Source organism: Bacillus thuringiensis (assembly GCF_001182785.1).
GTDB lineage: Bacteria > Bacillota > Bacilli > Bacillales > Bacillaceae_G > Bacillus_A > Bacillus_A thuringiensis_S.
Genome location: NZ_CP012099.1, coordinates 2039117 through 2052436, shown reverse-complemented (window position 1 = coordinate 2052436; position 13320 = coordinate 2039117). Strand labels below are relative to the sequence as shown.

Sequence of the window (13320 nt, the reverse complement as noted above, 5' to 3'; positions counted from 1 at the left end):
TAACATTCTTCTTATTATTCTCAAAAACGACACAGAATAAGTGATTTCAATCACTACATAGATTTTAATTTATCGCTATTCTTAATTTAGTTATTACATTCAAACTTTATGGAGGCGTTCATATGAAACATGCATTTACTGAAACTTCTATTGTCGGTGAGATCGTTACACAATTCCCGAAAGCTAGTGATCTTTTTAAATCATATAGAATAGACTTTTGTTGTGGTGGCAATAAACCACTTATTGATGCAATTCATGAAAGAAATTTATCAGCAACAGAAGTACTTACAGAATTAAATACACTTTATAATAATACGAAACGATTAAATGAATCTGAAATTGATTGGAAAAATGCTTCTTATCGTGAATTGATTGATTATGTTATAAATAAGCATCATCGCTATTTAAATGAAGAATTACCACAGTTAAGTCCGTATGTGACAAAAGTATTACGCGTCCACGGAGCAAGTCAGCCTCACTTAGCTCAAATTCATAAGCTATTTCACGAATTAAAGATGGAATTAGAACAACATTTAATTAAAGAAGAAACAGAAGATTTCCCATTAATTTTAGAATTTGAACAAAATCCAATTGAAGAAAACTATGTGAAATTACGTAAAGTAGTAGATGAGTTGGAAAATGAACATAACCACGCAGGCAACATTATTAAAGAGCTTCGTAAAGTTACAAATGACTTTACTCCTCCAGAAGGAGCTTGCGGCACTTATCGACTTGTTTACCAACGCCTTGAAGCACTAGAGTCTGATTTATTTGAACATATTCATTTAGAAAATAACATTTTATTTCCACGTGCAATTACGAGAGTATAAATCAAGTGCAGGACATGAGTATACATACTTATGTCCTGTTTTTTCATTTGGTAAAGAATATACACATCCCTCTCGAATAAATCCGAATTTTAACAATTTGTGAATCATTATAAAAATGTGATAAATATCACATCTCCCCTTTTTTTGATTTTCTATAATAGAAATATAATCCTTTGTTCAACATTTCACAGAAAAAGGGGAAACGAAAATGAAAAAACGTTTAATTATGATCGGAAATGGTATGGCTGGCATACGCTGTATGGAAGAAATATTAAAACATAATAGTGATTCATATGAGATTACTATTTTTGGAGATGAACCGCATCCAAACTACAATCGCATTATGCTCTCTCACGTTTTACAAGGCAAAACAAATATGCAAGATATCATTATGAATGAATATAGTTGGTACGAAGAGAATGAGATAACTTTATATACAAACGAAAGAGTTCAAAGTATTGACCGAGAAGAAAAAGTCATTGTCACAGAAAAAAATCGTACTCTTACATATGACAAACTTATTATCGCAACAGGTTCTAGTGCTTTTATTTTACCTGTTGAAGGTTCTACTCTTCCTGGTGTAACAGGATTTCGAACAATTGAAGATACACAATTTATGATAGACACCGCTAAAGAAAAGAAAAAGGCCGTTGTTATTGGTGGTGGGTTACTTGGTTTAGAAGCCGCAAGAGGTCTTATTGACTTAGGGATGGACGTACATGTTGTTCATTTAATGCCAAACTTAATGGAGCAGCAACTAGATACGAAAGCAGCTTCTCTATTACGCGAAGATTTAGAAGCGCAAGGCATGAAGTTTCTAACGGAAAAGAAAACTGTAAAGATTCTTGGTACAGACCATGTTGAGGGCATTCAATTTGAAGATGGTGAAGTTGTAGATTGTGATTTAATCGTAATGGCTGTCGGAATACGCCCAAATACGCAAATAGCAAAAGATGCTGGTTTAATTGTAAATCGCGGTATTGTAGTCAATGACTATATGCTAACAAATGATGAGTCCATTTATGCAGTTGGAGAATGTGCGGAACATGACGGTATCGCATATGGACTTGTTGCTCCTCTTTATGAACAAGGTGCGATATTAGCAAAACATATAACGAATTTACAAACTGATGGATATTCGGGCAGTATCGTCGGTACGCAATTAAAAGTTGCTGGTTGTGATTTATTCTCTGCTGGTCAAATTTATGAAGATGATCAAACGAAAGCAATATCCATCTTTGATGAATGTAAACGTTCCTATAAAAAAGTATTAATTCGTGATAATAAAGTCGTCGGTATCGTTTTATATGGTGACACAGCTGACGGTACACGCCTCTTTAGCATGTTAAAGAAAGAAGAAGATATACAAGAATATACACCAGTTTCCATTCTTCACAAAGCTGGTGAAGAGAGTGAACTTGACGTTGCTACAATGAGTGCGGATGACACGATTTGTGGATGTAATGGTGTTACGAAAGGTACAATCGTTCACGCCATTTTAGAACAAGAGTTAACGACTTTTGAAGAAGTTAAAGGCTGTACGAAAGCCGCAGGGTCTTGTGGCAAATGTCGTCCGCTTGTGGAACAAGTTTTATCTCATACACTTGGAGATGCTTTTGATGCCTCAGCGCAATCTGCCGGTATGTGTGGATGTACACCTTTATCCCGTGATGAAGTCGTAGCGGCCATTCACGAGAAAGGCTTAAAATCTCCAAAAGAAGTACGAAATGTTCTTGGTTTTGCACATGAAGACGGCTGTTCGAAATGCCGCCCTGCTTTAAACTACTATTTACGTATGGCGATTCCAGAAGAATATGAAGATGATAAATCGTCCCGTTTCGTTAATGAAAGAATGAATGGTAACATCCAGCACGATGGTACATTCTCTGTTATTCCACGTATGTACGGAGGCGTTACAACAGCAGATGATTTAATGAAAATTGCTGAAGTTGCGAAGAAGTATGATGTTCCACTTGTGAAAATTACCGGTGCAAGCCGAATTGGCTTATACGGTGTCAAGAAACAAGATTTACCTAACGTATGGGCTGACTTAAATATGACTTCTGGATATGCGTATTCAAAATCTCTTCGTAATGTAAAATCATGTGTTGGCTCTCGTTTTTGCCGTTTCGGTACGAAAGATTCATTAAGACTTGGTATGTTGCTTGAACAATCATTAGAAATGGTAGATACACCTCATAAAATGAAAATGGGTGTAACCGGTTGTCCGCGTAACTGTGCGGAAGTACTGACGAAAGATTTTGGCGTTGTTTGTGTCGAAAATGGATATCAACTTTATATTGGCGGAAATGGTGGTACAGAAGTACGTGAAGCTGATTTTGTAATGATTGTCCCTACTGAAGATGATGTCCTTCGCATCGCTACAGCTTACATGCAATATTATCGTGAAACTGGTATTTACGGAGAGCGAACTGCCTACTGGACAGAACGTTTAGGCTTCGATCGCATAAAAGAAATACTGCAAGATGCAAATATGGTCACTAAGTTAAATGAACGTTTCCAAAAAGCTCGTGGCACATATAAAGAAGCATGGGGACAAGCACTAGAAACGAAATCATTAAAAGCGATGTATGAAGTAGAAACTGTGAAATAAGGAGCTGTGACCTATATGATACAAACGAAAGAAAAAATAAAAGTTATGCGTGCAGAAGACCTTCCTATTCAAATCGGTAAAGAGGTGCAAATGAAAGGTATGTCTTTCGCCCTATTCCGCCTTTCAAATGGCGATATTCGAGCTGTAGAAAATCGTTGTCCTCATAAAAACGGGCCATTAGCGGAAGGTATTGTATCTGGAGAATTCGTCTTTTGTCCACTACATGATTGGAAAATTTCACTACTAACAGGTGAAGTTCAAAAACCTGATGACGGTTGTATTCAAACGTATGAAGTAGAAGTTATTGACGGGGATATTTATATATACATGTAATTTACAAAAGGAAGCCTTCTCTGGCTTCCTTTTAAATAAAAATAGACGAGGTGCGAATATGAACGGATATGTATATTTAGTTGGTGCAGGACCAGGTGATGAAGGGCTTATTACAAAAAAAGCGATAGAGTGCTTAAATCGTGCAGATATCGTCTTATATGACCGCTTATTAAACCCTTCCTTTCTTAATTATACAAAAGAAACATGTGAACTTATTTATTGCGGAAAAATGCCAAAGAATCATACTATGCGGCAAGAAATGATTAACGCACACCTCCTTCAATTTGCGAAAGAAGGAAAAATCGTAGTCCGCTTAAAAGGCGGAGATCCATCTATTTTTGGCCGTGTTGGTGAAGAAGCAGAAACTTTAGCAGCAGCAAATATTCCATATGAAATTATACCAGGTATTACATCTAGCATCGCCGCTAGTAGCTACGCAGGTATTCCCCTCACCCACCGTGACTACAGTAATAGTGTCACTTTATTAACCGGACATGCAAAAGGTCCTTTAACCGATCATGGAAAATATAATTCATCTCACAATAGCGACACGATTGCCTACTACATGGGTATAAAAAACTTACCTACAATTTGTGAAAACTTACTACAAGCAGGAAAAAAAGAAGATACGCCAGTAGCAGTCATTGAATGGGGTACAACTGGTAAACAGCGCGTTGTCACAGGAACACTGTCTACCATTGTTTCTATTGTCAAAAACGAAAATATTTCTAATCCTTCTATGACAATTGTTGGTGATGTCGTTTCCTTACGTAATCAAATCGCTTGGAAAGAACGCAAGGCATTGCACGGCAAGAAAGTTTTATTTGCATCTGCAACAAATAAAAAAAGCGCAATAAAGCAAATGTTACAAGAGTCCGGTGCAGAAATATATCAAATTCCAACTTTCAAAAAGAAAGAATATACATTAACCTCTGAACAAATCAATAAGATTTTCAGCGTTGATCGTCTTGTATTTTGTTCTGCTGAGAGTGTAGACATCTTAATGCAATCATGCAGTAAATACCATAAAGATATTCGTTCCTTACAGGCAGAACTTCAGTATATGAACCTTTCTATTCAAGAAAAGCTCATGCAATATGGATTGTTAAGTAAACCTGCGCAATTTTCTTCGAATTCAACGATTTATTTAGGACGAAACATTAACCGAATTGCTGTTATTCAAGAAAAAATTGGTGCTGGTTCCTATATGATGACTCATGAGTACACAATTGATCATCGCTTCGATGAAATTCATTCACGTATGCTTTCTGAATTCTCATGGGATAGCATTGTATATGAAGGTCGTGCTTCTATTGATACGTTTCTAGCAGAAATAAAACGCCTTGGCTTTATCAATATTCTTACTCTCCCATTCTCGTATACCGACGTTCCAACTTTACACTATGCAAATAAAGTTGGGTTTCATAACGTAGATCATCAATTACAAGAAACTCTTGTGGAGAAAGACATGGTGAGACAATGAAAGGAATTGTATATGTTGGACATGGGAGCCGGCTACAAGAAGGTAATGAACAATTCATTCAATTTATTCAATCTGTTATGAAAGAGCGAAACGAAAGAATTCAAAAAATAGCTTTTCTAGAACTAACGACACCTACTATTTCGGATGCAGTTACAGAAACGATACTAGAGGGAGTAACTGAAATAATGATTGTACCTGTTTTATTATTTGCAGCAGCTCACTATAAACGTGATATTCCTTTTGAAATAGAGCAACTACAAAAGAAATATCCATATATCACATTTTCAGTTGTACCTCCTTTTAGTACACATCCACATATGGTGGAACTTGTAGTGAAAAGAATACGTGAAGCTATGCCAATGCAAAATAGTAGTATTTTACTCGTAGGACGAGGCAGCAGTGATCCACAACCGATACATGAATTACAACAAATCGGAGCAGCCATCGAGCGAAAACTCGGTATGCCAGTATCCTGTTCTTTTTTAACGAAAGGAACTCCCTCTTTTACTGCTGAGCTCAAGGCTATAACATCGACGGCGTCCCACGTATATGTCATGCCGTACCTTCTCTTTACCGGATTATTACTTCAAAAAATTAAATTACATGCAAAAAAATATGATCACGTTACGACTTGTAACTGTCTTCAGTTTGATACATACATGAAGTTAACATTATTAGAACGAATGGAGGAATGTGTGTATGTATAACATGTACCCTCTTATGCTTAATCTAAATAAAAAGGTGGTTGTTATCATTGGTGGAGGTAAAATCGCATATCGAAAAGCGTCTGGATTAAAAGATACAGGCGCTTTTGTCACCGTTGTCAGCCCAGAAATTTGCGAGGAAATGAAGGAGCTTCCTTATATTACTTGGAAGAAAAAAACTTTTTCTAATGATGATATTAAAGATGCCCACCTTATTTATGCAGCTACAAATCAACATACTGTAAATATGATGGTCAAACAGGCCGCCCATGATTTTCAATGGGTTAACGTTGTAAGTGATGGTACAGAATCATCATTTCACACGCCTGGTGTCATCCGAAATGATGAATATGTTGTAACGATTTCAACTTCAGGTAGGGATCCATCGTTTACGAAGCGTATGAAAAAGGAATTAACATCTATACTTCCTAAACTTATAAAAAAGCTTTCTCGTACTCACAAATTGTAATCTATCACTCAGCTAAAATAGTAATTAACTTTGAACAAACGTTTTTTAGAAACGTTTGTCCTTTTTGTTTTGATATTGTTTTTTAAAGTTTCACAAGCAAGTTACGAAGAAAATGAATGGTGCTGGCAACTTGTAAACTAATGAATTGTATGACAAATACAATATTATGAGCAACTGGTTCAATTCAGTTTTTACATTTGATATTCATCCAACCAAATTAACGCTTGTTCATAATCATCAAAAAATTTTACAGATTCTTTCGTATTAGCTTGCTGTAAATAATTCAGTATCTCTCCTTCTTCAAGAAGAAATGCAATTGCCTTACTATGATTCAAAATAGTTTCATTGAAGAACTTCTCTTTCCATACTTTTTGAACAGAAAAATGATTTGGCGTGTATCCTTTTCTATCCACCAACAATTTGTATTTCCACCCTTCGGAAATGAATTGCTGACAAACCTGCTCGAAACCATTAAACCATTCATACACATCCTCTGTTTTAATCTGGCCAATTAGATGGGTAACAATCAAATCTCCCGAAACCGTTGTGCTAATATTCTGTTCACTCAAATTAAAATCATCTCCCTTAATTACAATTATGAGGAAAAACCGCATAAAATCAATAAAGATAAAATTCTTACTTGACGCTCCCCCCATCACTATCAACCTAAGCTCATGTAACGTCAATTATAAGCGAGATTGTGTCTTTTTTCGCAAATCTATATGTAGATGCTTTAAAGATTTACATACGAAATAACCCCTAATGAGTTTCCTTTTTTTAAATTAAGCCACTTGATTATCAGACATGGTACAATTGTAAACGACACTCAATATATTTAAGACTGTTTTCTTCTCATATCGATGGGATTTCCGTCCATCATTTACCGCCTCAAATCTATTCGTTTTTGCACGTATATTCAAAACAAAATATATGACAAATAAATAACGACAGTTACTGTAATAATGCTGAAAAGTGTTGAAAATAAAACGATTTGTGCATGTAATTCAGGTTCTATTTGATACTCCATGGCAATGGTTGATGTATTTCTTGAAGTAGGAAAAGAACTTGCAATAAATAACGATTGTGCAACAATACCATCGATGTTTAGTAGGTATATCATGACAAGTGCTAATAATGGTCCCATCAGTAACCTTCCAATTAAAGCCCATGTTATGACTCGATGGAAAAAATTAAGTTTAATGTTGGATAATTGTGCCCCTAGCAATATGAGTGCTATTGCAACAAAACCATTTGCAAGCTGATTAAGAGGAATAAAGATAGAATTAGGTATTTGAATTGTAAAAGATTGAAAGAAAAGCCCTAATATGAGCGCATGAAATACAGGCAGTCTTAGAAATGATTGAATAATACTTCCGATTGTTTTTGTTGCTGATAGTAAGTTATATATCCCATATGAATAAGTTAAAAGATTCTGGAAAATCACAATGAAAATCTGAATGGAAACCCCCACTGGATTGTGACTGAAAATCAATTGACTTACTGGTAACCCATAATTACCGGAATTCATTAACGAAATGCTATTTTTTAGAGCTGCACTTTCTCCTTTTTCTAACTTTAATATTTTTGAAATGAAATGACTTACTATGATCAGACTCAGACTATAAAGCATTAAATAGTATATTATCTGGAGCAACAAACCTGTTTCTATACGAATATCATATATATTCACAAATACAGCCGCTGGCATCAAGCAATAAGTAATAAGTGTAGATAGCTGCTTTAAGTTAAATTGGAACTTTGTTTGTAAGATTGCACCAATTAGCATCAATATTAATATCGGTAATATTACGTCTAATATAATAAATACAAACATTTAAAACCTCATCCTAAATATATTTTAGTTGGATTAAACGCTTTACTAAATATGGACCACATTTAATTCGCGGAAAACACCCTTAGTTCTCAATAATTAGAAAACTGAAATCAATAATATGAAAATGCTCATCAAAAATTCTTATTTCATTTCCCTCCCCTCTCTTTTCTTTAACATATCAAATATAACTCATAAAGAAAATTATGGATTATTTATACAAATTCATAACTTTATCTTATCGAACTAAACTGTATTCTTTAGTTTAAGAGTACTTTTTTCACAATATCCGTTAGCCTTACCAAAAAATTTGGCCCTAAAAAAATCTGATACTGCAGTTACTATGCGAAGAATACTTACATCAATTCCATACTTGTCGCTTAAACCACCTCACACACCTGATACTTGTTTATCTTGAGTGGACTTATATTTTTTTGCATCTAAACATCCCGATTCAATTAAATATTTGCATTCTAAAAATGAGTTCGATCTTTAGAATAGATTTAAGATTTCCTTCACTAATCTACCCTTTAATTGAATAACTTTTGACTTCTATATTTTAAAATAAAATTCCATAAACCTTCTGTTTTTCATTTTAAAAGCACATTCTTTTAGAAAACGAGCGTTTGTTGAGATAGCAATAAAAACATGTTGAAGCCTATTACAAAAAGAACTGTCCCAAAATACTTTGGGACAGTTCTTTTTCCTTATTAATGATTCTTTAACATCACTAACAATTTCTCTTGGCTATACATCCATACTGTAATGATTAAACAAGCAAGTGCGACTTCTGATAACGCCATAAATCCAATTGCATAATGACCTGTTAATTGGAATAGTAATGTTAAAATTAGCGGTGGGAAGAATCCTCCTAGTCCACCTAAAGCTGATACGAGTCCATTTACAATTCCCGCTTGTTCAGAGAAGTACATTGGAACGAGTTTGAAGATTGTACCATTTCCGATTCCTGCACAAAATGCGACTAGTAGGCAACCAAATGTATACACGTTCATACTTGGCATAAATGATAAAATAATACCTGAAAGTGTTAAACCGATAAATACGAAGATTAATATTTTAAATGGATTAAACTTATCACCGAGCCAACCACCAATTGGGCGCATAATTGTTGCGAGTACGATGAATCCAGCTGTCCGCATACCTGCATCTACTTTCTCTAATCCGAAGTGAGATACTAAAAAGTTTGGTAAGTATACGGTAAATGCGACAAATGATCCGAATGTTAAAAAGTAAAAGATACATAAAAACCAAAGTTTTTCATTTTTATATACACCTTTTATTTGTTCCATTAATGGTGTATTCACCTTTTTCTCTTTACGATCGCCTAATAAAAAGTTCATAAGTGCAAATGCTGCAAGTAAAACTAAATAACACTGTACTGTCGCTCTCCAGCCAACTGAAGTTGCGATAACAGGCGCTAAAAATGAAGTAATTGCTGTTCCAGCATTACCTACACCGTAAATACCATTTACAAAACCGTGACTCTCTTTCGGAAAGTATTTTGGTAAAGAAGTTACCCCTACAGAGAATACAGCACCACCGATTCCGACAAATAATCCACCAATAATTAAATCCATCATAGAATTGGCAACACTAATATAAAAGACAGGAAATAATAATAAAATAAAACTAATAAAGAATAATTTTCTTGCTCCGAAACGATTTGTCCAATAACCAATTGGAATGCGAAGAACAGAACCTAAAATAACCGGTACTGCTGTTACTATAGAAATTTGTCCCGCAGTTAATGGAATATCCGCTTTAATATAAGGCATTAATGATGATAAAATGACCCATACCATAAAACCGATAACTAGATTAGAAGTTTGTAAACTTAATTGAAAATTAGGACTTTTCATCCTGTTCCCTCCTATGTATGCATAGTTATATTCATTCTCTCCAGCCTAATCACGTCCTAACATGATTAGGCTGAAAAGAATCAACCACCACTTACTGGCGGAATCATGGCTACGACATCGCCAACTTGAATGATGTCATCCTCATTTGCATACTCTTCATTTATAGCGACCATTATCTCACTTGAAATTGCTACGTTGTATTTCTTATTGAGGACTTCCTTGAGTTCCGCAACCGTAATATTTTCACAATCTATGTGTAATGCTGGCTTACTTACTTCTTCTTGCAAATGTGCAAATAATAGTACTTTAATCATATTCTCATCTCCTTTCCAGGCTCGCCATTACTATATGCTGTTTTCTCTAACTGATCGCCTATCCACGACTCTCCATCTTCCCAAAACTCTTTCTTCCAAATCGGCACCATTTGCTTTATACGCTCCATAATATATTCGTTCGCCTCATATGCAGCTTTCCGGTGTGGTGTAGAAACAGCGATGACAACAGCAAGATCCGAAATTTGTAACGTACCAATGCGATGTGTAATTGCCACATATGTCCCAGGCCACTTCTCCTCGACCTCGGTACCAATCTTCTCAAGTTGTTTTTCCGCCATTGTTTTATAAGCAACATACTCTAAATATAACGTGCGACGTCCTTTCGTAAATTCTCTGACAGTACCAATAAAAGTAGTAACCGCACCACACTCGCGCCGAATTACTTTGCTAGTAACACTTTTAATTGAAATAGGTGTATCAATTACTTCATAATACGTTTGTGTCATCTTGCACCTCTTATCTTTGTATAAATTAGCAACCTATTTTCCTATTACTTGTATGATTGAAGTGGTTCTTTCCATGGCCACTCACTTCCGACGTTTAATTCTAATAACAGTACCGAAACAGTTATTCCTGCTTCAAATCCTCTCGTTCCCCCTGGCAAAACGATAAATGCATTCGCTTCTGCAAGTGAAGAAATTGCGCTAGATTTATCTAAACCAACTGGTGTAACCTGCAATTGGCCATCTACAATTTCCACTCTCCCTCTTACAAAACGAGTAAACGGATTTGCTTTTGGAAAGTCTTTCTGTAAAATTGCTTCTACACGATATAAGTGGGGATTTTTCTTATGCAAGTATGTTTCAATGACTGGTCGAACATATAATTCACAACCGACATAACAAGCAGATGGATTACCAGATAGACCAAATAATAGTTTTCCTTCTAGCTCAGCTACAGTTGTCACACTTCCTGGTCGCATCGCTATTTTGTTGAAAAGTACATTTGCTTGTAATTCCTCATAAATAGCCGGTAAATAATCATAGTCTCCTACTGAAACGCCACCAGTTGTAATTAATATATCAACTTCTTTTATCGCTTTTTTTACAATGTTATAACACGTCTCAAAATCGTCAGCGAATTGCCCATAATACTGTACAATTCCGCCTGCTCGTTCAATTTGAGCAGCTACCATATAAGAGTTACTATTTCGAATCTTTCCTGGCTTTAATTGTTCATGTACTTCGAGCAGTTCACTTCCTGTCGTTACAATTCCAATGACTGGCTGTTTTACAACATATACCGTACTATAACCAAACGTAGCAAGAAGCGCTGCTACTCCTGGATTAATAACAGTCCCTTTTTTCACAAGGATGCTATTTTGTTTTACATCTTCTCCTTTACAAGAAATGTTATCACCAGCAGCGAAAGAGCGTTTTAATGCCATATAAGTCTTTTCGTTTTCTGCAAATGCTTCCGTTAGCTCTAACATAACAACCGCATTACACCCTGCTGGAATTGCGGCTCCTGTCATAATACGGACAGCTTGAAATGCTTTCACTTCTTCTGTAAAAACAAAACCTGCTCCAATTTCACCAATTACTTCAAACATAATCGGGTTACTGCTACTGGCTTCTTTCGTATCTTCTGCTCGAATCGCAAACCCGTCGTACGGAGAGCGATCAAAATGCGGGACATCATGATCTGCAATAACATCTTCTCCAAGCGTTCTACCGTAGCTTTCTATAAGAGAAACCTTTTCTATTTCACCTTGGTAAGCATATTCCATTACTCGTGCAACTGCTTCTGCCACTGAGATTGGTGTACGTTTTTCTAACATTCTTTTTTCACCTCGTTTTTGGAACGTGAAACTTACTTTCTAGTCAGCCTATATATTTAGCGTATAATCGTTTTGCTATTTTCACATCATTTGTTCCATGAATAAATGCCCTACCGTCTGTAAATAAAACGAAACGATATTCATCAATTAGAAATGATAGTAAGTAAGGCGTTTTTTGGACATGTACACTTTTTTGTAATCGTTTTTGAACTTCCTCTAAATGAAGAACACGTTTTATCCCTGGACGGATTTGAACCGTATTCCGTCCACATAGCACTTCCGTTTTCATCTGTGCTTCAAATGTTAAACTTGGATACGTGCGTGTATTTCCACAAGATGGACATGTATTTTTCTTCTGTCTATTTACTTTTAATGAGAGATGCTGATTGTTCCAAATATCAAATGATAACATTGTCCCTCTTAGCGCCTCGAAATCATCCACCAATATTTTCATAGCCTCTGTTACTTGATGTGCAACGACCATTTGTACAGCTGGTTGAATAATTCCTGCTGTATCGCATGTTGCACCGCCCATAGGATGATCCATTAAGCAGCGAAAACATGGTGTTTTCCCTGGAAGAATTGTATACGTTACACCGTAACTTCCAATACATCCACCGTATATCCAAGGTATATTTTCTTTTTGTGAAATATCATTTATAAGTAGGCGCGTATCAAAATTGTCAGTCGCATCTATTATGAGATCCACTTCTTTTGTTAACTCTTTTATTTCTTGCAGTGTGACATCCGTTACAACTGGTACAATTTCCACTTCAGAATTAATCTTTCTTAAATGCTCTGCCGCTGCAATTGCTTTCGGTTTGCACTGCTGTGCATCTTCTTCTGTATATAACTGTTGCCGTTGTAAATTACTACATTCGACGTAGTCACGGTCAGCAATTGTCAATTTCCCAATTCCCATCCTAACGAGCGCTTCTGCATTTGCAGCTCCTAGTGCACCCGCACCGATTAGAAGCACATGCTTTTCTCTTATTTTTCTTTGTCCCATTTCACCAATTCTAGAAAACAATACTTGCCTTGAATAACGCTCCTTCATATGG

The 13320-nt window shown here is 35.8% G+C and carries 13 protein-coding genes and 1 pseudogene; 6 read left to right on the top strand and 8 right to left on the bottom strand.

The window, feature by feature from the left end:
* Positions 1 to 122 precede the first annotated feature (122 nt).
* The 6 genes from ric (at position 123) to AC241_RS10735 (ending at position 6433) form a co-directional block, all read left to right on the top strand.
* Positions 123 to 830 carry an iron-sulfur cluster repair di-iron protein gene (gene ric, locus AC241_RS10760; protein WP_016081870.1) on the top strand — a complete coding sequence of 236 codons (708 nt, stop codon included), beginning with the start codon at positions 123 to 125 and terminating at the stop codon, positions 828 to 830.
* Positions 831 to 1038: 208 nt separating this feature from the next.
* The gene (gene nirB, locus AC241_RS10755; RefSeq protein WP_016081871.1) at positions 1039 to 3444 is read left to right on the top strand and encodes an NADPH-nitrite reductase large subunit; all 2406 of its coding nucleotides are present in this window, start codon (positions 1039 to 1041) and stop codon (positions 3442 to 3444) included.
* 15 nt (positions 3445 to 3459) lie between these two features.
* The gene (gene nirD, locus AC241_RS10750) at positions 3460 to 3777 is read left to right on the top strand and encodes a nitrite reductase small subunit NirD (protein ID WP_000616683.1); all 318 of its coding nucleotides are present in this window, start codon (positions 3460 to 3462) and stop codon (positions 3775 to 3777) included.
* Between the two features lie 58 nt (positions 3778 to 3835).
* The gene (locus AC241_RS10745; protein WP_016081872.1) at positions 3836 to 5260 is read left to right on the top strand and encodes a uroporphyrin-III C-methyltransferase; all 1425 of its coding nucleotides are present in this window, start codon (positions 3836 to 3838) and stop codon (positions 5258 to 5260) included.
* A complete protein-coding gene (locus AC241_RS10740) occupies positions 5257 to 5967 on the top strand; it encodes a sirohydrochlorin chelatase (RefSeq protein WP_016081873.1) in 711 nt (236 codons plus the stop codon). Before AC241_RS10745 ends, AC241_RS10740 begins: the two co-directional genes overlap by 4 nt.
* Positions 5960 to 6433: a precorrin-2 dehydrogenase gene (locus tag AC241_RS10735; RefSeq protein WP_016081874.1), complete on the top strand. Its 474-nt coding sequence runs from the start codon at positions 5960 to 5962 to the stop codon at positions 6431 to 6433. The genes AC241_RS10740 and AC241_RS10735 overlap by 8 nt, the downstream gene beginning before the upstream one ends.
* Before the next feature lie 191 nt (positions 6434 to 6624).
* Here AC241_RS10735 and AC241_RS10730 read toward each other — a convergent pair whose 3' ends face one another.
* From AC241_RS10730 to AC241_RS10700, 8 genes and pseudogenes are all read right to left on the bottom strand, one after another.
* The gene (locus tag AC241_RS10730) at positions 6625 to 7089 is read right to left on the bottom strand and encodes an STAS/SEC14 domain-containing protein (protein WP_155417074.1); all 465 of its coding nucleotides are present in this window, start codon (positions 7087 to 7089) and stop codon (positions 6625 to 6627) included.
* Positions 7090 to 7349: 260 nt separating this feature from the next.
* Positions 7350 to 8267, bottom strand: coding sequence for an AEC family transporter (locus AC241_RS10725; protein WP_050843398.1), 918 nt, complete (start codon positions 8265 to 8267; stop codon positions 7350 to 7352).
* A gap of 303 nt (positions 8268 to 8570) precedes the next feature.
* Positions 8571 to 8723: pseudogene (locus tag AC241_RS32825) on the bottom strand (PspC domain-containing protein); the annotation flags it as partial.
* A 251-nt stretch (positions 8724 to 8974) separates the two neighbouring features.
* Positions 8975 to 10144: a nitrate transporter NarK gene (narK, locus tag AC241_RS10720; protein ID WP_000841859.1), complete on the bottom strand. Its 1170-nt coding sequence runs from the start codon at positions 10142 to 10144 to the stop codon at positions 8975 to 8977.
* Positions 10145 to 10224: 80 nt separating this feature from the next.
* Positions 10225 to 10458: a molybdopterin converting factor subunit 1 gene (gene moaD, locus AC241_RS10715; protein ID WP_048564462.1), complete on the bottom strand. Its 234-nt coding sequence runs from the start codon at positions 10456 to 10458 to the stop codon at positions 10225 to 10227.
* On the bottom strand, positions 10455 to 10925 hold the full coding sequence (locus AC241_RS10710; protein ID WP_050843395.1) for a molybdenum cofactor biosynthesis protein MoaE: 471 nt from the start codon (positions 10923 to 10925) through the stop codon (positions 10455 to 10457). Before AC241_RS10710 ends, moaD begins: the two co-directional genes overlap by 4 nt.
* Positions 10926 to 10969: 44 nt before the next feature.
* Positions 10970 to 12259, bottom strand: coding sequence for a molybdopterin molybdotransferase MoeA (locus AC241_RS10705; RefSeq protein ID WP_050843392.1), 1290 nt, complete (start codon positions 12257 to 12259; stop codon positions 10970 to 10972).
* Positions 12260 to 12302: 43 nt separating this feature from the next.
* A complete protein-coding gene (locus AC241_RS10700) occupies positions 12303 to 13316 on the bottom strand; it encodes a molybdopterin-synthase adenylyltransferase MoeB (RefSeq protein WP_050843390.1) in 1014 nt (337 codons plus the stop codon).
* Positions 13317 to 13320: the final 4 nt, after the last annotated feature.

What these genes read in the sequence shown, in the direction of transcription:
- AC241_RS10705 (WP_050843392.1), bottom strand. Translation starts at nt 12,259, where the DNA reads ATGTTAGAAAAACGTACACCAATCTCAGTGGCAGAAGCAGTTGCACGA.
- nirB (WP_016081871.1), top strand. Translation starts at nt 1,039, where the DNA reads ATGAAAAAACGTTTAATTATGATCGGAAATGGTATGGCTGGCATACGC.
- narK (WP_000841859.1), bottom strand. Translation starts at nt 10,144, where the DNA reads ATGAAAAGTCCTAATTTTCAATTAAGTTTACAAACTTCTAATCTAGTT.
- AC241_RS10740 (WP_016081873.1), top strand. Translation starts at nt 5,257, where the DNA reads ATGAAAGGAATTGTATATGTTGGACATGGGAGCCGGCTACAAGAAGGT.
- moaD (WP_048564462.1), bottom strand. Translation starts at nt 10,458, where the DNA reads ATGATTAAAGTACTATTATTTGCACATTTGCAAGAAGAAGTAAGTAAG.
- AC241_RS10710 (WP_050843395.1), bottom strand. Translation starts at nt 10,925, where the DNA reads ATGACACAAACGTATTATGAAGTAATTGATACACCTATTTCAATTAAA.
- AC241_RS10745 (WP_016081872.1), top strand. Translation starts at nt 3,836, where the DNA reads ATGAACGGATATGTATATTTAGTTGGTGCAGGACCAGGTGATGAAGGG.
- nirD (WP_000616683.1), top strand. Translation starts at nt 3,460, where the DNA reads ATGATACAAACGAAAGAAAAAATAAAAGTTATGCGTGCAGAAGACCTT.
- ric (WP_016081870.1), top strand. Translation starts at nt 123, where the DNA reads ATGAAACATGCATTTACTGAAACTTCTATTGTCGGTGAGATCGTTACA.
- AC241_RS10725 (WP_050843398.1), bottom strand. Translation starts at nt 8,267, where the DNA reads ATGTTTGTATTTATTATATTAGACGTAATATTACCGATATTAATATTG.
- AC241_RS10700 (WP_050843390.1), bottom strand. Translation starts at nt 13,316, where the DNA reads ATGAAGGAGCGTTATTCAAGGCAAGTATTGTTTTCTAGAATTGGTGAA.
- AC241_RS10730 (WP_155417074.1), bottom strand. Translation starts at nt 7,089, where the DNA reads ATGGGGGGAGCGTCAAGTAAGAATTTTATCTTTATTGATTTTATGCGG.
- AC241_RS10735 (WP_016081874.1), top strand. Translation starts at nt 5,960, where the DNA reads ATGTATAACATGTACCCTCTTATGCTTAATCTAAATAAAAAGGTGGTT.